At 69.8% G+C, this 19,114-nt stretch carries 18 protein-coding genes; 12 read left to right on the forward strand and 6 right to left on the reverse strand.

The features are described from left to right. Positions 1-32: 32 nt before the first annotated feature. Positions 33-815 carry an SGNH/GDSL hydrolase family protein gene (locus HWX58_RS04190; protein WP_175985791.1) on the forward strand — a complete coding sequence of 261 codons (783 nt, stop codon included), beginning with the start codon at positions 33-35 and terminating at the stop codon, positions 813-815. Here the strand turns inward: HWX58_RS04190 and HWX58_RS04195 are convergent. Then, positions 793-2,031: an APC family permease gene (locus tag HWX58_RS04195; RefSeq protein ID WP_175985792.1), complete on the reverse strand. Its 1,239-nt coding sequence runs from the start codon at positions 2,029-2,031 to the stop codon at positions 793-795. The two genes, HWX58_RS04190 and HWX58_RS04195, sit on opposite strands and share 23 nt — an antisense overlap. A 37-nt stretch (positions 2,032-2,068) precedes the next feature. Further along, positions 2,069-2,542, reverse strand: coding sequence for a DUF4442 domain-containing protein (locus HWX58_RS04200; protein WP_175985793.1), 474 nt, complete (start codon positions 2,540-2,542; stop codon positions 2,069-2,071). 91 nt (positions 2,543-2,633) lie between these two features. On the opposite strand from HWX58_RS04200, the gene HWX58_RS04205 reads away from it, so the two are divergent. Genes HWX58_RS04205 through HWX58_RS04215 form a run of 3 tightly spaced genes read left to right on the forward strand, consistent with a single transcriptional unit; the run spans position 2,634 to position 4,497 of the window. Further along, a complete protein-coding gene (locus tag HWX58_RS04205; protein ID WP_175985794.1) occupies positions 2,634-2,984 on the forward strand; it encodes a GntR family transcriptional regulator in 351 nt (116 codons plus the stop codon). After that, on the forward strand, positions 2,981-3,556 hold the full coding sequence (locus HWX58_RS04210; RefSeq protein ID WP_175985795.1) for a DUF1648 domain-containing protein: 576 nt from the start codon (positions 2,981-2,983) through the stop codon (positions 3,554-3,556). Before HWX58_RS04205 ends, HWX58_RS04210 begins: the two co-directional genes overlap by 4 nt. Continuing rightward, complete coding sequence (locus HWX58_RS04215) at positions 3,553-4,497, forward strand: CPBP family intramembrane glutamic endopeptidase (protein WP_175985796.1); 945 nt, start codon at positions 3,553-3,555, stop codon at positions 4,495-4,497. The genes HWX58_RS04210 and HWX58_RS04215 overlap by 4 nt, the downstream gene beginning before the upstream one ends. A 6-nt stretch (positions 4,498-4,503) precedes the next feature. On the opposite strand, the gene HWX58_RS04220 is transcribed toward HWX58_RS04215, so the two are convergent. The 4 genes from HWX58_RS04220 to HWX58_RS04235 are packed head-to-tail and all read right to left on the reverse strand — an operon-like array spanning position 4,504 to position 9,579. Next, positions 4,504-5,331: a CbiQ family ECF transporter T component gene (locus tag HWX58_RS04220; protein WP_368356407.1), complete on the reverse strand. Its 828-nt coding sequence runs from the start codon at positions 5,329-5,331 to the stop codon at positions 4,504-4,506. Then, positions 5,328-7,043 (reverse strand): ABC transporter ATP-binding protein, encoded by a 1,716-nt coding sequence (locus HWX58_RS04225; RefSeq protein ID WP_175985797.1) that lies wholly within the window; start codon positions 7,041-7,043, stop codon positions 5,328-5,330. Before HWX58_RS04225 ends, HWX58_RS04220 begins: the two co-directional genes overlap by 4 nt. 3 nt (positions 7,044-7,046) lie before the next feature. After that, positions 7,047-7,946, reverse strand: coding sequence for a DUF8171 family membrane protein (locus HWX58_RS04230; RefSeq protein ID WP_175985798.1), 900 nt, complete (start codon positions 7,944-7,946; stop codon positions 7,047-7,049). Between the two features lie 13 nt (positions 7,947-7,959). After that, the gene (locus tag HWX58_RS04235; RefSeq protein ID WP_175985799.1) at positions 7,960-9,579 is read right to left on the reverse strand and encodes an HAD family hydrolase; all 1,620 of its coding nucleotides are present in this window, start codon (positions 9,577-9,579) and stop codon (positions 7,960-7,962) included. 139 nt (positions 9,580-9,718) lie between these two features. On the opposite strand from HWX58_RS04235, the gene HWX58_RS04240 reads away from it, so the two are divergent. The 8 genes from HWX58_RS04240 (at position 9,719) to dnaK (ending at position 19,107) form a co-directional block, all read left to right on the forward strand. Beyond that, positions 9,719-10,732, forward strand: a complete 1,014-nt coding sequence (locus HWX58_RS04240) for a LacI family DNA-binding transcriptional regulator (RefSeq protein ID WP_217702945.1) — start codon at positions 9,719-9,721, stop codon at positions 10,730-10,732. Positions 10,733-10,763: 31 nt separating this feature from the next. Further along, a complete protein-coding gene (locus tag HWX58_RS04245) occupies positions 10,764-11,432 on the forward strand; it encodes an O-methyltransferase (protein WP_175985800.1) in 669 nt (222 codons plus the stop codon). An 80-nt stretch (positions 11,433-11,512) separates the two neighbouring features. Then, the gene (gene eno / locus HWX58_RS04250; RefSeq protein WP_175985801.1) at positions 11,513-12,793 is read left to right on the forward strand and encodes a phosphopyruvate hydratase; all 1,281 of its coding nucleotides are present in this window, start codon (positions 11,513-11,515) and stop codon (positions 12,791-12,793) included. A 56-nt stretch (positions 12,794-12,849) separates the two neighbouring features. Beyond that, positions 12,850-13,359: an FtsB family cell division protein gene (locus tag HWX58_RS04255; RefSeq protein WP_175985802.1), complete on the forward strand. Its 510-nt coding sequence runs from the start codon at positions 12,850-12,852 to the stop codon at positions 13,357-13,359. Positions 13,360-13,398: 39 nt separating this feature from the next. Further along, entirely contained in the window at positions 13,399-13,920 is a 522-nt protein-coding gene (locus tag HWX58_RS04260; RefSeq protein ID WP_175985803.1) for a DUF501 domain-containing protein, read from the forward strand. Next, positions 13,917-15,227, forward strand: coding sequence for a S8 family serine peptidase (locus HWX58_RS04265; protein ID WP_175985804.1), 1,311 nt, complete (start codon positions 13,917-13,919; stop codon positions 15,225-15,227). The genes HWX58_RS04260 and HWX58_RS04265 overlap by 4 nt, the downstream gene beginning before the upstream one ends. A gap of 53 nt (positions 15,228-15,280) precedes the next feature. Next, the gene (locus tag HWX58_RS04270; RefSeq protein WP_175986130.1) at positions 15,281-16,741 is read left to right on the forward strand and encodes an NAD(P)/FAD-dependent oxidoreductase; all 1,461 of its coding nucleotides are present in this window, start codon (positions 15,281-15,283) and stop codon (positions 16,739-16,741) included. A gap of 500 nt (positions 16,742-17,241) precedes the next feature. After that, complete coding sequence (gene dnaK / locus HWX58_RS04275; protein ID WP_175985805.1) at positions 17,242-19,107, forward strand: molecular chaperone DnaK; 1,866 nt, start codon at positions 17,242-17,244, stop codon at positions 19,105-19,107. Positions 19,108-19,114: the final 7 nt, after the last annotated feature.

Here is a 19,114-nt window from a genome sequence, read left to right on the forward strand (position 1 = left end):
CCGCGTTCACGCGCGTCCGCTCGAATGGGCGCATGATCAGGGTGCGCATCCTGGCGGCCGTGGCGGCGCTCGGCCTCGCCGCGCTCGGCATCCGCACGCTGCTCACCCGCCAGGCTGCGATCGCTCGCCACCGCATCGGCAAGCCGCTCGGCGAGGTGTCGCTGGACGCCGATCGGGTGTGGAAGAGGTCGTTAGACGGCGCGCCGATCGACCTGCTCCTGCTCGGCGACTCGCTGGCGGCGGGACTCGGCGCCGAGCGCCGCAAGGAGACTCTCGGTGGGCGCATCGCGAAGGCTGTGGCGAAGCGGATGCTGCGCCCGGTGCGCCTGCGGACCGCGGCAGTGGTCGGATCCGAGTCCACGGCGCTCGCCGGACAGCTCGACGCGCTCCCGGACGGATACCGCGCCGACGTCGCCGTGATCGTCGTCGGCGGCAACGACGTCACGCACATGGTTCCGCCGTGGTCGGCGGCGAACGAGCTCGAACGGGCCCTCACACGTCTGCAGGAGCTCGGCACCCCGGTCGTCGTGGGCACCTGTCCCGACCTCGGCACGCTGCAGCCCGTCCCGCAGCCGCTGCGCGCCCTGCTCTCGCGCATGTCGCGGCGGCTCGCGCTCGAGCAGACGAGGGTCGCCTGGCGCACCGGCGCGGTGCCCGTCGATCTCCGGCTGGCCGTGGGCCCGACCTTCCGGGAGCAGCCCGACGAGATGTTCAGCCTCGACAGGTTCCACCCAAGCGCGGCAGGCTACCGTCGCACGGCGGAGGCGCTCCTGCCCGCGGTGGAGATGGCTCTCAGGCAGCCGGTGCGCGCGTGAGCCGCAGCCGCAGCATCCGATACGCGACGCCGACGAGGATGACCCCCGTGCCGATCAGCGACGCCAGCAGCGGGAGGGTGCTCACGAGCACGAGGCATCCGAGTACGCCGAGAACCTGCAGAGCCCGCGGGTACCGTCGCGCGGCCCCCGACTGCCGGAACGCCGCCGCATTCGCGATGAGGTAGTACAACAGCACGCCGAACGACGAGAATCCGATCGCACCGCGCAGATCGGCGACGATTACGATGAGGATCACGATGATCGCGACGGCGATCTCGGCCCGGTACGGGACCTGCCAGCGCGGGTGCACCGCGGCGAGGAACCGCGGCAGATCGGATTCCCTGGCCATCGCGAGGGTCGTGCGGCCGATGCCCGTCAGGAGAGCCAGGAGCGCGCCGAGGGATGCTGCCGCCGCCGCGATGCGGACGACGGGTTCGAGCACCGTGAGCCCTGCCGCATCGACCACGGCGGCGAGCGGTGCGGACTTCGCTGCGGCATCCGCGCCGAGCGTCAGCACGACGACGACGGCGACGAGCGCATAGACGACCAGCGCTCCCGAGAGCGCGAGCACGATCGCACGGGGGATGCTCCGGGCCGGGTCCGTGACCTCTTCGCCCATCGTCGCGATCCTCGCGTATCCGGCGAAGGCGAAGAACAGCAGGCCGGCGCCCTGCAGCACGCCGTAGGCGGTGAGGTCGGCGAGCGGTACGGGCGAGGCCGACGGCGCCGAGGCGAACCCGACCGCGACGACGACGGCGAGCCCCAGCAGCGAGACGACGACGAGGAAGCGGGTGAGCAGTGCCGTGCGGGTGACGCCGAAGCAGTTCACGGTCGCGAGAGCGGCGACGGCGACGGCTGCGACCGGCGTCTCCCACCCGGTGGGAGCGGCGTATGCGGCGAAGGTCATCGCCATCGCGGCGCAGCTGGCGAGCTTGCCGATCACGAAGCACCACCCGGCGATGTAGCCCCACCACGGCCCGATCTCGGCGCGCGCGTACGCGTAGGTGCCGCCGGCGACCGGATGCACGGCGGCGAGCTGCGCCGACGAGGTGGCGTTGCAGAACGCGACCACGGCAGCGATCGCGAGGGCGAGGAAGATCCCGGAGCCGGAAGCCTCGATCGCCGGTCCCCACACCGCGAACACTCCGGCCCCGATCATGGAACCGAGTCCCACAGCCACGGCGTCGGTGAGGGTCAGGTGTCTGGCGAGCTGCACCGGCTCATTGTGGCACGGGCACGTGAACGGCCGGTGCTCACGCGCTGCGGGCGGCCGTGACCCGCTTCTTCTCGCGGATGTACACCTCGCGGCGCACCTTGGCGACGACGTCGCCGTCGCGGTCGGTGATCTCGGTCTCGAACCACTCGAGGACCTTCTTGCCACCGGCCGCCTTCTCGCGGATCTCGGCCACGCGCTCGGGGGAGACGTGGAAGTGCGCCGTGAGCACCCCGCGGCCCGGTTTGAGGAACTCGATCTCGCCGCGGGTGTCCCACACGACGTAGTCGCGGCCGAGCTGGTGCATCACGAGCATGAAGTAGTACGGGTCGGTCATCGCCGACATGGATCCGCCGAAGGCCGTCTTGACGTAGTTGCGGGTGAACAGGTTGACGTGCAGTTCGACCGTCGCGTGCGTCCAGTCCTCGCTGAACCGGCGGATGCGGATGCCGCTGAAGAGGTTGGGCGCCCACAGGCTCATGCCGAGGGCGAGTCGCCGAGGGGTGATCTTCATGCCGCCAGTGTGGCCGTGGCACGGCACTCGGCCGAAAGGTTTGGAGGAGTCCGTTAGTTGATATAGTTTCTCTATAACTAGTGGAGATGACATGCTCGTCCGGATCGATGCCGACAGCGCCACGGCGATCTTCGACCAGGTGGCCGCCTCCGTGCGCGCCGACATCCTCTCGGGCCGACTCGGACCAGGCGATCGACTCCCCGCCGCACGCGAGGTCGCCGACGCCCTCGACATCAACGTGCACACGGTGCTGCACGCCTACCAGCAGCTGCGCGACGAGGGGCTCGTGGACCTCCGCCGCGGCCGGGGAGCGGTGATCTCCCGCGGCGCCGCGCCTCTCGCCGAGCTCGCCGACGACGTGCGCGCCCTCGTCGCCCGCGCGGCCGCCCTCAGCGTCTCGCCGACCACTCTCGCCTCACTCGTGAAGGAGAACGCTCCATGACCGACGTCCCGCTCGCCGTCGACGTCCGCCGGTCGCGCACCGCATTCATCCGGGTCGGAGTCATCGCGCCGTTCGCGCTGCTCGCGCTCGCCGCGGTCGTCGTGCTCGCCTGGCTGCCCGAGCTGCCCGATCCGATCGCGACGCACTGGGGCACCGACGGCGTCGACGGCTTCCTGCCGCGCGCGACATTCCTGCCGGTGCTGCTCGCCGTCTGCGGCGGTCTGCTCCTGTTCGACGTGCTCCTCGCCGTCGTCAGCCCTCGGATGCCGCAGTCGAGCGCGAAGCCTCCCGTGCGGGCATGGTCGGCGACGTCGAAGCTCCTGGGCGCGATGAACCTCGGCCTCGGTGCCGGCTTCGCCCTGCTGCTGCTCAGCACCGACGGCATCCAGCGCGGTCTCGCCGACGCGGCCGACGCCCCCGACATCGGCGGCTGGGCGGCGCTCGCCGTGCCGGCGATGGTCGTGTTCGCCGTCGTCGGGTGGTTCCTGCAGCCGACGAGCCCCGACTACGGCCCCGTCGCCGCCGCCGCGCTCGAGACCGTCCGCCTCCGATCGAAGGACGACCGCTCATGACCCGCATCCGACCCTCCGCCACCGTCTCGTTCGTCGTGCTCGCCCTCGGTCTCGCCTGGCTCGTCGCCCTGCCGCTCTGGCTCTCCGGCACCGGCCTCGCGCACCCGCTCGCCGGACTCCTCATCTACGCCATGATGTTCACCCCGGCGCTCGCCGTGGTGATCGTGCTGTTCGCGCTGCGCCGCGTGCCGAAGGGGGAGCGCCTGCGCTTCCTCGGAATGTGGCCGCTGCGTCCGGCGAAGCGCGTGGTGTGGATGATGGTGGCCGGCCTGTTCGGACCGGTCGTCGTCATCGCGGCATCCGTCGCCGTCGCCGCCGCCTTCGGCTGGGTGACGCTCGACCTCACTCAGTTCTCGGGCTATGCCGAGCTCATCGCGGCGTCCGTGCCCGACGGCACTCCGCTGCCGCCGACGATCGTCCTGATCGCCTCGCAGTTCCTCACCATCCCGTTCGCGGCGGCGACCATCAACGCGCTCTTCGCCTTCGGCGAGGAGCTCGGCTGGCGCGGATTCCTCGTGCCGGCGCTGCGTCCGCTGGGCACCTGGCCGGCATTGCTGATCAGCGGCGCGATCTGGGGCCTGTGGCACGCGCCGGTCATCCTGCTCGGCTACAACTTCAACCGCTACGACATCACCGGCGTGCTGTTCATGATCGGCGGATGCATCGCCTGGGGCATCCTGCTCGGCTGGCTGCGCCTGCGCTCGGCGTCGATCTGGCCGGCGGTGTTCGCGCACGGCGCGATGAATGCCTCCGCGGGTATGATCGCCCTGTTCCCGGTCGCGGGGACGACGTTCGACATGGCGGTCGCCGGCCCCCTCGGGGTGGCCGGCTGGATCGCCTGCACGCTCGTGATCGTGGTGCTCGCGCTCACCGGGCAGTTCCGCGACCAGCCGGAGCTGGCCGGAGCCCCGGGACGCCTGCTGTCGGCGCCCCGGGACTGACCGGACTCAGCGGTAGACGGGCCAGGCGGCTCCCGCCGCGAAGGCGAGCGCGACCGCGATCGCGGTGACGGCGATCACGATGATGTCGCGCGGGCGGATGCGCAGCTTCGCCATGCGGATGCGGCGGCCCTCGGCGCTGGATGCCGCGTGCGTGAACCCGCGGGTCTCCAGCGCCTCGACCGTGGTGCGCACCGACTTCGCGGTGTTGAGGAAGATCGGGTAGAACGACAGCACGGCCAGCTGCACCCACTGCACGCCCACGCGCCAGCCCAGCAGACCCTTCTTCGCGGGCGGTGCGGTGCGCAGCCGGTACCCTTCGAACACCGTGCTGAACTCCTCGATGAGGATCGGGAGCATCCGGTAGCCGTAGCTCACGCCGAAGGCGAGCATCTGCGGGGCGCGGAAGGCGAGCATCGCGTCGGAGAGCTTCTCCGGGTCCAGCGAGACGAACGCGGCCATGCTCGCCAGCGCCACCACGCCGAGCTTCAGGTTCAGCGCCGCGAGCGCGATGATGGTGTCGATGTTGCCGCCGAACAGCCATGCCGCGATCGACATGTAGACGACCTCCATGCCCATGCCGAGCACGAACAGTCCGAGGATGAGCGGTCCGACCCTGGCGAGGAAGATCGAGACGACGCCGATCGCGAAGAGTCCGGCCAGCACCGTGATGTTGTGCGTGAACCACGGCACGATCGCCAGCATCACGTACCAGAGCACCACTGCGCGCGGATCCATCGAGGCGAACAGTCCGCCGCGGGTCGCGTAGGCGGTGCGGATCAGCTCGAGCTTGACCCACTCGACCGACAAGACGTCGTGATGAACGCGGGCCATCATGCCACCGCCGTCGCCGAACGCGGGACGGGCGCCGTCTGTGCCGCCTCGACGAGTTCGGCCACCGACAGCGGCACGGGGTCCAGCCCGAGCCGCCTGCCGACCAGCGAGATCTGCGGCGGCCGTAGCCGCACCCGTTCGTGCAGCGCGGAGTCAGCGAACAGCTCGCGCGGGGTGACGTCGGCGAGGATGCGTCCGCCGTCGAGCACGAGCACCCGGTTCGCCCATTCGGCGACCAGCTGCATATCGTGCGTGGCGACGACCGTGCACTCGATGGAGTCGGCGAGTTCAGTGAGCATCGTGGTGACATCGTCGCGGCTCTGGATGTCCAGGCTCGAGGTCGGCTCGTCCAGCAGAAGCAGCTTCGGCCGCATCGCCAGTCCGATCGCGAGGGTGGCGCGGCGCTGCTGCCCGCCGGACAGGGTGCGTCCGTCGCGCTCGGCGAGCGGGAGGAGGCCGACGCGGTCGAGCACGCGCTCGACGGTGGCGTCGGCATCAGGAACCCGGCGAGAGCGAGGGAACAGGGCGACGTCGTCGCGCACGGATCCCTTCAGGAACATGAGCTGCGGATGCTGCGAGAGGTACGCCGCGGTCTCGGCCATCACCCGTGCGGACACGGCTCTCGTGCTCCGCCCGTCGACGACGACCTCGCCCTCGCGCGCGACGATGATGCCGGCGAGCAGCTTCAGCAGCGTGGACTTGCCCGCGCCGTTGCCGCCGACCAGGGCGATGCGCTCGCCGCTGCGCAGCGTGGTGTCCAGCCCCTGCAGCACCGGGGTGATCCCGCCACCGACGGCCTTGTAGCCGTGCTGGATGCCGGTCACGGTCGCCACGATGCGACCCGGGAGCGCCTGCGGGCGCTCAGCCGGCTGCACGGCATCCGCGGGGATGCCGCGAGCGGCGAGGATCTTCGCCGCCTCGTCCGGGGTGCGCGGGGCGGCGTCGATCCCGAGCGCGCGCACCGACTGCACCGACTGCGGCGCCGGGATGCCGTGCTCCTCGAGCTCGTCGGTGCGCTGCAGCGCCTCGTCGATCGGCAGGTGCCACACCGGGGCGCCGTGCGCCATGAGCACGACCGACTTGGCGTACCGTGCGACGAACTCGGCGTGGTGCTCGATCGTGATGATCGTGACGCCGTGGTCGCGGTTGAGTTCGGCCAGCCGCTCGTAGATCTCCTCGGCGCGGGCGGGATCGAGCTCGGCGACCGGCTCGTCGACGACGATGACATCGGGCCGCAGCGCGAGCGCCCCGGCGAGGGCGGTGAGGTGCGACTGGCCGCCGGAGAGCTGCCAGATGTAGCGGTCGGCGAGGTGGTCGATGCCGAGGTGGCGCATCGCATCCTCGGTGTCGTCGGCGTGCGAGTCGCGTCCGAAGTTGATCGGACCGAACGCAACGTCGTCGCGGACTGTCGGACGCACCAGCTGATTCTGGAAGTCCTGGTAGACGTAGCCGACCCGGCGGGACAGCTCGTCGACGCCGGAGGTGTAGGTGTCGATCCCGTCGACCGTCACGGAGCCAGCGAACTCACCCGACCAGTAATGCGGAATCAGACCGTTGAACGTCTTGCACAGCGTGGTCTTGGCCGCGCCGTTGCCCCCGACGATCGCGACGAAGCCACCGCGCTCGATGGTGAGGGAGACATTGCGCAGCACATCCGAATCGGTGCCCGGGTAGCGGAACGACAGGTTCTCGATGACGATGACGGGATCGACCATGCCTCAGCCATTCAGCTTCGCGCGGTGGCGGCGGAACAGCAGCAGGGCGATGCCGAGCGCCACGACGATGGCGCCGACGCTCACCCACAGGAACGCGTCGCCGAACTGCTCGCGGAAGTCGCCCTCGACGGCGCCGATGCTGACGTCCCATGCCTCGAGGAACGCGAAGAAGAACGACGAGACGGCGAGGAGCACGGCGACCGCGACGAACCAGCCGGCCTGGGGAGCGGCGCCGGGGATCGGCTCGCCGGGCACCCGTGGGCGCACGCCCAGCAGCGGCTCGATGCGGCCGTGCAGCGCGGGGATCAGCCACATGGCCGGGATCGCACCGAAGATGATGCCGCTGATGATGATGTCCACGCCGAGGCCGATGCCCTCGATCGCGAGCATCGACTCGGGCAGGCCCTGCACGAACTCGGCGTCCTCGAGGCCGATCCACACCTTGGAGAGGTCGACGACGGCCGACAGCGCCTTGTCGATCAGGACGACGAGGATGGCGCCGATCCAGATCTGCGTGCGCGAGCGCGGGTTGCGGATCACTGTGCCGGCGATGTAGAGCGCGAGGAACATCTGGATGAAGCCCTCGACCTCGCTGAGGCCGGAGAAATCGCCCATCAGCAGGTCGGTGAAGACGATCTCGCCGAGCGGGGCGCCCAGTGCCGCCCAGAACGGGCTGAACAGCGCGACCATCGCGAGCGGCACGAAGACGAAGTAGCTCACCGACACGTCGATCGGGCCGATCGAGACATCGGGGACGATCTCGAGGATGATGTTCGACAGTCCGAACAGCGACATCGACAGCACGAAGATCATGAGTTTCTGCGGCGTGGTCAGATCGCCGCCGGGGGATCCGATCCCGCGCAGCGCGCCTGCGCGGGAGTAGTCCTGCTGTGTTCCGGTCATTTCCTGCTCTCTTTCATATGGTGTGCTGCGGGGTCAGGACGCGGTTCGCGTCCTCGGCGGAGGTGATCAGGTCGATGAGGTCGGCGGCCGAGTCGATCGCGTGGGTGGCGACGCCGTCGGCGACCGCACGGTCCACGTCGTCGTCCGGCGTGCTGCCGCCGCGCACGATCACGCGGTGCGCGATGTCGGCGGTGCGGGCGCCGGAGGCGTCGTTCTCCGGCTTGTCGCCGAGGAACCAGGTGCGCTCCGGGTCGGCGTCGGCGATGAGCATCGCCTCGGCGGTGATGCGCGGGTCGGGCTTGCGGAAGCCGTTCTCGTCCGAGCAGACGTACGCCGCGATGAGGTGGTCGAGCCCGTGCGCCGCGCACTCGGCGCGCACCGCGCGGCCGCTGACCGTGTTCGACACGACGACGACGGGCATGCCCTGCGCGCGGGCGGTCTCGAGCAGATCGCGGATGCCGGGGCGCAGCGTCCGCCGGCTCTTCGCGCGGCCGTAGCGGAACATCAGGTGCTGCGCCTCGGCCTCGAGCAGCGCGCGGGCCCGCTCGGAGAGCTCGCCGCCGACCAGATCGCGCCAGAACGTCGTGGCGTCGACCTCGCGGATGCCGTCCGGCGATTCGCGCTGCGCCGCCTTGCGGAGCTTGTGCTGTGTGCGGCCCTCGGCGATGAGGGCGAACGCACGCTCGCGGTCAACGGGCTCGTCCTCGTGATGCAGCAGCGCGGCGAGCCGGGTCGCGAACTCGTCGAGCATCGCCGCATCCGGTGTCGAGGTCGAGATGACGCCGCCGTGGTCGATCAGGAGAGCCGCGCGTCCCCGTGGGGCCGGCTTGGCGGCGGCGGGTGCCGCGGGAGCGTCGGCATCCTGCAGCACCGCGGCCAGTCCCTCCGGCGTCGGGTAGACGGCATCCGCGGTCTCGGACACCGCGAACGGGGGCTGATCGGTGTGCTGGCTGGCTGTGAGCACGACCGCGCCGACGCCGGCGCGGCGACCGGCGACGACGTCGCGGTCCTGCGTGTCGCCGACGTACCAGGCGTCGGCGGGGGAGACGCCGAGGGCGGCGGAGGCGAGTTCGATCATGCGCGGGTGGGGCTTGCGCATGCCGACCTCGTCGCTGTACACCTGCACGGCGAACGCGGTCTCGAGGCCGTGCTCGGCGAGCAGGCGCCGGTGGCTGCGTCCGGAGTGCGCGTTGCTGACGATGCCGACCGGGATGCCGCGCCGCTGCGCCTCGGCGAGCAGCGCCGGGATGCCGGGACGCACCTCATGGTCGGAGAGCATCGCGTTCATGTCCTCGAGGACGGCGCCTGCCTCGGCGATCAGCAGCGCCCGGATCGGGGCGGGGAGGTCCGCGGCGAGGAAGTCGCCGACCACCTCGCGGTGCGTCATCTCGCGGGGCTCGGTGCGGCGGCTGGAAGCGTGCTTCCAGTGCTTGAGAGCCGTGACCGCGGCATCCAGCGATGCGCGCACCGTGGGCGCGTCGATGACGTAGCCGGCGCGATCGGCCCGGGCGACGAGCGATGCGGCGAAGTCGTCGCGGCCGGTCGGGCGCTTGCTCGTCTGGAAGATCACTCCGCCGAAATCCAGCAGGAGGGCGCGCGGCGCATGGCGCAGGACGGAGGGGGTGTCGGACACGTCGGCTCTTCTCGTTCGGGTGCGTCGACTCCCGAAGCTACGAAGAGGTCGTGTCCTGACGGACACCGCAGGATGAACGCTCGTGGAACGCTCCAGCTGGAATCTTCTGGAACGCTCCAGGCGTTGATATGACTGTCCGGTGAAGGATCAGCGGGAACACCGGCCCACCATCCACGACGTGGCGGCGGAGGCCGGTGTCTCCAAGTCGCTCGTTTCGCTCGCCGTGCGCGGCGAGAACGGGGTCGGCGCGCAGACCAGGGCCCGCATCCTGGACGCCGCAGACCGGCTCGGCTACCGCTCGAATCCGTGGGCGCGCTCCCTCGTGCGCGGACGCAGCCAGACCATCGCCGTCCTCGTCGACGACCTTCGCAGCGGGTACCACACCGACGTCGTGCACGGCGTCGAAGACGCGGCGGATTCGAGCGCGATGACCGTGATGGTCGCCGACGGGCGCCGCGACCGCGACGTGCTGCGCGCGCGCCTGGAACGGATGCTGGCGCTGGGCCCCGAGGGGATCGTGATCGTCTCCGGCGAGGCGGATGCCGCGATGATCGGCGACATCGCCCGGCGCGTGCCGCTCGTAGTGGTCGGACGCCCGACGGATCTGCCGCCCGAGGCGGGACAGGTCCACAACGACGACCGGGTCGGAATGCGCCTCGCCGTGCACCACCTCACAGCCCTCGGGCACCGCCGGATCGCGCATCTGCCCGGTTCTCCGCGCCCCGCGGCCGCCGCTCGCCGTGAGTCATACGGCGCGACCATGGCGGAGCTCGGCCTCGAGGAGCACGCCGCGGTGCCCGCCGACCCGCAGGCGCTCGTCGCCGCGGTCGGCTCGGGGAGCGCGGACGCGCCCACGGCGGTCTGCTGCGCGAACGACCGCATCGCCGTCGAACTGATCGGTCGTGCGCTGGATGCCGGCCTCGAGGTACCCGCGCGTCTGAGCGTCGTGGGGTACGACAACCTCGATTTCGCGGCGCAGATGCGTCCCGCGCTCACCTCGGTCGATCAGCCCCGTCGCACGATGGGGGCGTTCGCGCTGCAGCAGCTCGCCGAGATGATCGGCGGGGCGTCCGCTCGGCACGAGGTCGTGACGCCCACGCTCGTGCTGCGGGATTCGACCGCACCGCCCGACGGGCGACCCCGACGCTCTTGACGTCCGCCGACGCGCGGGGTTGGCTGAGGCCATGGGCGAATCGACCTCTGAGAACTGGCGCCGCACGGACGAGTTCCTCTCCGACCTCCTCGTCGGTCACGACCCCGGTCTCGAGGCCGCGCTCGCCGCGCAGACGGACGGCGGACTGCCGGCCATCGAAGTCGCACCCGTCAGCGGCAAGCTTCTCAATCTGCTCGCCCGCATGAGCGGTGCGCGGCGCGTGCTCGAGATCGGCACGCTCGGCGGCTACTCGACGATCTGGCTGGCCAGGGGCGTCGGCGAGGGCGGCGAGGTCGTCACGATCGAGGCGGAGCCGGCCAACGCCGCCATCGCACGGGCCAGCATCGATGCCGCGGGCGTGGGGGAGCGGGTGGCGATCCGGATCGGCCGCGCCGCCGACGTCCTGCCGACGCTCGCGGGCTCCGATCCCTTCGACCTCGTCTTCATCGACGCCGACAAGGAGTCGAACACGATCTACCTCGACTGGGCCGCGCGCCTCGGGAGAGCGGGCACCGTCGTGGTCGTCGACAACATCGGCCGCGAGGGCGAGATCGTCGACGAGGGCACGACGGATCCGATGGTGATCGGCACGCGCGATGGCCTGCGCATGCTCGCCGAGGATCCGCGATTCGATGCGACGGCCCTGCAGACGGTCGGCATCAAGGGCTGGGACGGCGTCGCGCTCGCAATCGTCCTGTGAGCGCGGGATGCCGCGGACTAGACTGGCCACGGATCGACGACGCTCCACAACCACCCTTTCCCTGAGCAAGGAGCACATACGTGGCACTCATCGAGGCTGTAGGCGCACGCGAGATTCTGGATTCACGCGGCAACCCGACCGTCGAGGTGGAGGTGCTCCTCGATGACGGCATCGTCCAGCGGGCAGCCGTTCCCTCCGGCGCATCGACCGGAGCCTTCGAGGCATACGAGCTCCGCGACGGCGACAAGTCCCGCTACGGCGGCAAGGGCGTCCTGAAGGCCGTCGAAGCCGTCATCGACGAGCTGGGACCTGCCATCGAGGGCGTCGAGGCGAGCGAGCAGCGCATCGTCGACGAGATCCTCAACGAGACCGACGGCACAGACAACAAGCAGCGCACGGGCGCGAACGCCATCCTCGGCGTCAGCCTCGCGGTCGCCAAGGCCGCAGCCGACAGCGCGGACCTGCCGCTGTACCGCTACCTCGGCGGACCCAACGCGCACGTTCTGCCCGTCCCGCTGTTCAACGTCATCAACGGCGGCGAGCACGCCGACAACGGCATCGACATGCAGGAGTTCTTCCTCGCCCCGATCGGCGCCGAGACCTACTCGGAGTCGCTGCGCTGGGGCGTGGAGACCTACCACGTGCTCCGCAGCGAGCTGAAGGCCGCCGGTTACGCGACCGGTCTCGGCGACGAAGGCGGGTTCGCCCCCGACCTGCCCAGCAACCGAGAGGGCCTCGAGTTCCTCATCAAGGCGATCGAGAAGGCCGGCTTCACCCCGGGCAAGGACATCGCCCTGGGTCTCGACGTCGCCGCCACCGAGTTCTTCTCCGAGGGCGTGTACCGCCTCGACAACAAGGACTGGAGCGGCCCCGAGCTCATCGAGTACTACCAGGGTCTGGTCAGCGACTTCCCCATCGTCACGATCGAGGACGCCCTCGCCGAGGACGACTGGGACAACTGGAAGCTCCTCACCGAGGCGCTCGGCTCCAAGGTCCAGCTCGTCGGCGACGACCTGTTCGTCACCAACCCGCAGCGTCTCGCCGACGGCATCCGGCGCGGTGTCGCCAACTCGCTGCTGGTCAAGGTGAACCAGATCGGTACGCTCACCGAGACGTTCGACGCGGTCAGCCTCGCCCAGCGCTCCGGTTACACCGCGATGCTCTCGCACCGCTCGGGCGAGACCGAGGACACCACGATCGCCGACCTCGCGGTCGCCACGAACGCAGGTCAGATCAAGACCGGTGCGCCCGCACGGTCCGAGCGCGTCGCGAAGTACAATCAGCTTCTGCGCATCGAGGAGGACCTCGCGGACGCCGCCGTGTTCGCCGGTCGCTCGGCGTTCCCCCGGTTCCAGGGCTGAGGCCGTCGAACTGAGGCGCTGAACGCCCGCACGTAGGCACGACAGAAGGGGGAACCATGACCAGGCGTCCGGTTCCCCCTTCTCGTGCGCAGGCGGCATCCGTGCAGCCGCCGTCGCGCCCTTCGCGTCGCCCTCAGGTCGATGTGCGGGACTGGGCTTCCGGCATCCGCCTGTCCGGCTTCATGGTCATCATGCTCTCGCTCGTGGTGCTCGGAGCGTGGGTGCTCGTGCCGACTCTGGGCACCTACATCGATCAGCGGCAGAAGATCGCGGCCCTGGAGGCGTCCGTTCAGGTCAGCGCCGATGAGATCGAGGCTCTCGAGCAGGTGCGCGAGCGCTGGGACGACCCGGCCTACATCACCACGCAGGCGCGCGAGCGGCTGTACTACGTCAAGCCGGGCGAGGTCACCTACCTCGTCGACAACGACCTCGACCCCGCCTCCCTCCCGCAGGAGCAGGCTCCGGTGAGCGACGAGCTCGAGGAGCGGCCGGCCGATTGGATGCCGCAGCTGCTGCGGTCGGTCGCCGGCGCCGGTCTCGTTCAGAACGCGACCCCGGCGGAGTAGTCCGGGGTTTCCCAGGGTCGCCTCCCGTAGGCTGAGACGGTGACGACGCCTCCCTTCGCCCCGCCCACGCACGCCGAGATCGCCGTCGTGTCGGCGCAGCTCGGCCGTCAGGCCCGCGGCGTCGTCGGCATCGCAGCCCGATGCGTGTGCGGCAACCCGACCGTCGTCGCGACAAGTCCCCGACTCGACGACGGATCGCCGTTCCCCACGTTCTACTACCTGACCCACCCCGCGGCCACCGCGGCCATGTCGACGCTCGAGGCGACCCAGGTCATGCCGGAGCTCGCAGCCCTGCTCGCTGACGACGAGGACGTCGCCGCTGCCTACCGCACTGCCCACGAGGCGTACCTGCACGACCGCGCGCAGTTCGGCGAGGTTCCCGAGATCGACGGCATCTCCGCGGGCGGCATGCCGACGCGCGTCAAGTGCCTGCATGCCCTCGCCGGTCATGCGCTCGCGGCGGGCCCCGGAGTCAACCCCATCGGGGATGCCGCGCTCGAGCGCTCGAGCTGGTCACCCGAGCGCTGCCAGTGCGAGGACCCGGGGGCTGCGACGCGATGACCTGGAAGGCGATGCTGCGCGGCACCGTCGCAGCCGCGGCGGTCGCGGCATCCATTCTGCTCACCGCAGCCGCACCGACGCCTTCACCGTCGCCGACCTCGCCGATCCCGGACGATCCGACCGATCCCGTCCGTGCCCTGGAGTACTGGCTCGACGGCGCGGGCATCCGCGAGGCATGGCAGACCACACGGGGCAAGGGCGTGACCATCGCCGTCATCGACACGGGGATCGGCAAAGCGCCCTCCGCATTCGGGGACGCCGTCGTCGGCGGCACCGACGTGTCGGGCAGCGGCTCACCGGACGGGCGCTCGCCGGTGGGAGTCGTCGACCGCGACCACGGCTCGTGGGTCGCATCCCTCGCCGCCGGTCGAGGCAAGGCCGACGGCTCGGGCATGATCGGCGTCGCCCCGGAGGCGGACCTGCTGTCCGTCTCGATCGGTTTCGGCGCCGCGGCATCCGTGCCGTTCGTCGATCAGGTCGCCGACGGCATCCGCTGGGCGGTCGACAACGGGGCCGACATCATCAACATGTCGTTCACGACGAACACCCTCGACTGGGATGAGAGCTGGGACGACGCGTTCCTGTACGCCTACGAGCACGATGTCGTGGTCGTCGTCGCCGCCGGCAACCGCGGCAGCGGCACGTCGATGATCGGTGCTCCTGCGACGATTCCCGGTGTTCTGACGGTCGGCGGAGTCGACCAGACCGGCACCGCGAGCGTCGAGGCGTCGACGCAGGGCATAACGATCGGCATCGCGGCGCCCAGCGAGGGGCTGATCGGCGTGTCGGCCGACGGCGAACTGGCGCGGTGGCGTGGTACGAGCGGCGCAGCACCGATCGTCGCCGGCGCGGCCGCGCTCGTGCGCGCGGCCCATCCCGAACTGGACGCCGCGAACGTCATCAACCGGATCATCAAGACCGCGATCCCCGTGGAGGGCGTCGAGCAGCTTCCCGACCCGCTCTACGGGTACGGGCTGCTCGACGCGGCAGCCGCGGTCGAGGCATCCGTCGCGTACGTCGACGAGAACCCGATGGGCGATCTCGCCGAATGGGTGCGCCTCTACCGCCGTGCCGACGTCGCACCGGCTCCGGAGCCCGAGGTCACGCCCGTCCAGGTCGCCCCGCTGCCGGCAGCGGATCCGCCGTCCGAGGCGGGTTCCCCGCTCGTTCCGAGCATCGATTCACTGCGGTACGGTACCCTGCCGCTCATCGTGCTCACAGTCCCTGGTATTCTTATAGGGCTAGGCGTCACCGCAGCTGCCCGGCGTATTCGATCGGCGCGCGAGCCAAGCACGCCAGCAGCCTGACGAGGAGTTGTCCTTCTGTGCCTGAGAACAGCACTGTGACCGTGAACAACAGCGTGCCCAAGATCCTGATCGTCGGTGGCGGTTACGCAGGCTTCTACACGGCGTGGAAGCTCGAGAAGCACCTCCGCAAGCGCGAGGCCGAGGTCACCATGGTCGACCCGCTTCCATACATGACCTATCAGCCGTTCCTGCCCGAGGTTGCGGCGGGTTCGATCGAGGCCCGGCACGCGGTCGTGGCGCACCGCCGCCATCTGGGGCGCACGAACGTCATCACCGCCAAGGTGACCGGCATCGACCACGCGAACAAGGTCGCGACGATCACGCCGCCGTTGGGCGAGCCGTACGAGTTCGCGTACGACCAGATCGTCGTCACCGCGGGCGCCGTCTCGCGCACCTTCCCGATCCCCGGCATCGCCGACAACGCCATCGGGCTGAAGACCATCGAAGAGGCCGTCGCGGTCCGCGACAAGCTCATGTCGAACTTCGACAAGGCCGCGGCTCTGCCCGCCGGGCCCGAGCGCGACCGCCTGCTGACCGTCGTCGTCGTCGGCGGCGGTTTCGCCGGCATCGAGGTGTTCGCCGAGCTCCGCTCGCTCGCTTCGTCGCTCGTGGGCAAGTACCCGCAGCTCAGCTTCGAGGACACCCACTTCCACCTCATCGAGGCCATGGGTCGTATCATGCCCGAGGTCTCGCAGAAGACCAGCGAGTGGGTGCTCAAGGACCTCGCCAAGCGCGGTGCGTACGTGCACCTCGATACGCAGGTGCAGGGCGCCGAGGGTGGCAACGTCGCACTCTCCACCGGTGAGGTCATCCCGACCGACCTCATCATCTGGACCGCGGGCGTCATGGCCAACCCCACCGTCGTGCGCGGCGGAGATCTTCCCGCAGAGGAGCGCGGCCGCATCCAGACCCGTGCCGACCTGCGCGTGGGCACGGCGGAAGCCTTCGTCGAAGGCGCGTGGGCGGCCGGCGACGTCTCGGCCGTCCCTGACCTGTCTGGCGGCGGCGTCGGCGGGTACTGCGTTCCCAACGCTCAGCACGCCGTGCGCCAGGCCAAGCGCCTCGCCAAGAACCTCACCGCCGTGCTGCGCGGCGAGGAGACCAAGGACTACTTCCACAAGAACCTCGGCGCCGTCGCGGGCCTGGGCCTCTACAACGGTGTCTTCCAGTCGGGCAACCTCGCGCTCAAGGGCTTCGTCGCCTGGATCGCGCACCGCGGCTACCACGGCCTCGCGATGCCGACGTGGGAGCGCAAGTGGCGCGTGCTCTGGGGCTGGTGGAACAACCTGTGGCTGGGGCGCGACCTCGTCAACCTCGAGACGGTGCAGCACCCGCGCCGCGTCTTCGAGGAGTTCGCCGCGCGTCCGCGCCCGGCGGCCGATGCCGCTCCCGCAGCGAAGCCCGCCGAGAAGCCCGCAGCCGAAAAGCCCCCTGTGAAGAAGGCTCCGGCGAAGAAGGCTCCCGCGAAGCCCGCCGTCTCGGCCGCCGAGGCGGCGAAGGCTGCTTCGAAGTAGAGCCCGAGAACGCAGAAACCGCCCTCCCCCGCAGGGGAGAGGGCGGTTTCTGCGTTCTCGGCGGTCGGTACCCCCACTGGGACTCGAACCCAGACTGAAGCGATTCCGGCTCGGAAAAGCGGGTCAGGCCCCGTTCGTCAGGCAAATGCCTTGCGAGATGTCTACGTGGGGTCCATGCTGGCGACAGAACGAGTTTCGTCTCGCGGACTCGGCCGATGCCCGGCCGGGCAGCGCGAGACGATGCGCCGCACGGTGGTTCAGCGACTCAGCGTAAATGTGGAGGTGGTGAGATGGCCACCTCAAGTGCGGACCTGAGCATCGCTGAGCAGATGGATCCGCGCTCGATGTCGGAGTCCATCGAGCAGCGCGCCGTCCAGAAAGATCCCCCTGAAGCAGCCTGCTTCCTGACTCTGGGCAATCAGCCCTGCGCCTGCGTCGATCCTGGCGCTCTTTAACGACCCCTGAAACGTGTCTCACGTGACAAGAAAGGAACAACCATCATGGCCAAGGCAGTAGGAATCGATCTGGGGACCACGAACTCCGTTATCGCCGTCTGGGAGGCCGGCGAGGGGAAGGTCATCCCGAACGCGGAGGGAGCCCGCACTACCCCGTCGGTGGTCGCTTTCACCGAGGACGGTGAACGGCTGGTGGGGCAGCTTGCCCGCCGGCAGAGCATCCTCAACCCGAAGGGCACCATCTCGTCCGCCAAGCGATTCATCGGCCGGTCCTTCGACGAGATCAAGGAGGAAGCCAACGCCGTCGGGTTCGACGTCGTTGAAGGCCCCAACGGCGAAGCACGGTTCAACATCCGCGGCAAGCAGTACGCGCCGGAGGAGATCAGCGCCCAGGTGCTGCGCAAGCTCGTCGACGACGCCAGCAAGTTCCTCGGTGAGAAAGTGACCGAGGCTGTCATCACCGTTCCCGCGTACTTCAACGACGCCCAACGCACCGCGACCAAGGACGCCGGACGCATCGCCGGGCTTGAGGTGCTGCGCATCATCAACGAGCCCACCGCCGCCGCACTGGCGTACGGAATGGACAAGAAGAACCACGAGACCATCCTGGTGTTCGACCTCGGTGGCGGCACGTTCGATGTCAGCCTCCTCGACGTGGGCGACGGGGTCGTCGAAGTGCGACCCCCCGCCGGTGACACCCACCTGGGCGGCGACGACTTCGACCGCCGCCTGGTGGACTACTTTGCCGAAGAGTTCAAGAAAGAGAACGGCATCGACCTGCGCAACGACCCGCAGGCGCTGCAGCGACTGTTCGAGGCGGCCGAGAAGGCGAAGGTCGAGCTCAGCTCGGTGTCCCAGACCCAGGTCAGCCTGCCCTTCATCACCGCCGACGCCAGCGGTCCCAAGCACCTCACCATGACCGTGAAGCGGTCCAAGTTCGAAGACCTCACCGCTGACCTCGTTGAGCGGTGCCTCGGTCCGGTGCGTCAGGCGATGGCCGACGCGAAGGTCAGCGAGAACGATATCGACGAGGTCATCCTCGTGGGCGGTTCCACCCGCATCCCCGCGGTCCAAGCGCTCGTGAAGCGGCTCACCGGCGGCAAGGACCCGAACATGACGGTGAACCCCGATGAGGTGGTCGCTGTGGGCGCCGCCATCCAGGCGGGCGTCCTCAAGGGCGACGTCGACGACGTGCTGCTGCTGGATGTCACCCCGCTGTCGCTGGGTGTGGAGACCCGCGGTGGCGTGATGACGAAGATCATCGAACGCAACACCACCATCCCCGCCCGACGCAGCGAGGTGTTCTCCACGGCCGAAGACAACCAGCCGTCGGTGGACATCGTCGTCCTGCAGGGCGAGCGGGAGAACGCCGCAGACAACCGGGTGCTGGGTCGGTTCCAGCTCACCGGCATCCGCCCCGCTCCTCGCGGTGAGGCGCAGGTCGAGGTCACCTTCGACATCGACGCGAACGGCATCCTGCACGTGACGGCGAAGGACAAGGACACCGGCACCGAGCAGGGCATCACCATCAGCGACACCTCGAATCTGGACCAGGGCGAGATCGATCGGATGATCAAGGAAGCCGAGCAGCACCGTGCTGACGACCAGGCGCTGCGGCAGGCCGTCGACGCCCGCAACGAGCTGGACTCCGCCGCCTACCAGGTCGAGCGGGTGCTGCGTGAGCTCGGCGACGCTGCGCCGGAGCACGAGCGTGCCCGCGCGGAGCTGCTCATCACGCAGGCCCGCGAGGCAGTGCAGAACAACGTCGGCGAGCAGGAAGCGAAGGAGCGCACCGGCGAGCTGCTGCAGGTTGCGCAGTCCCTTGCTGCTGCCCGCGCGAACGCCAGCCACGCTGAGCAGCCCGCTCAGGACGACGAAGACGACGTCGTCGACGCCGAATTCGACAAGTAGCACGGAG

This window comes from Microbacterium tenebrionis (assembly GCF_903645325.1).
Taxonomy (GTDB): domain Bacteria; phylum Actinomycetota; class Actinomycetes; order Actinomycetales; family Microbacteriaceae; genus Microbacterium; species Microbacterium tenebrionis.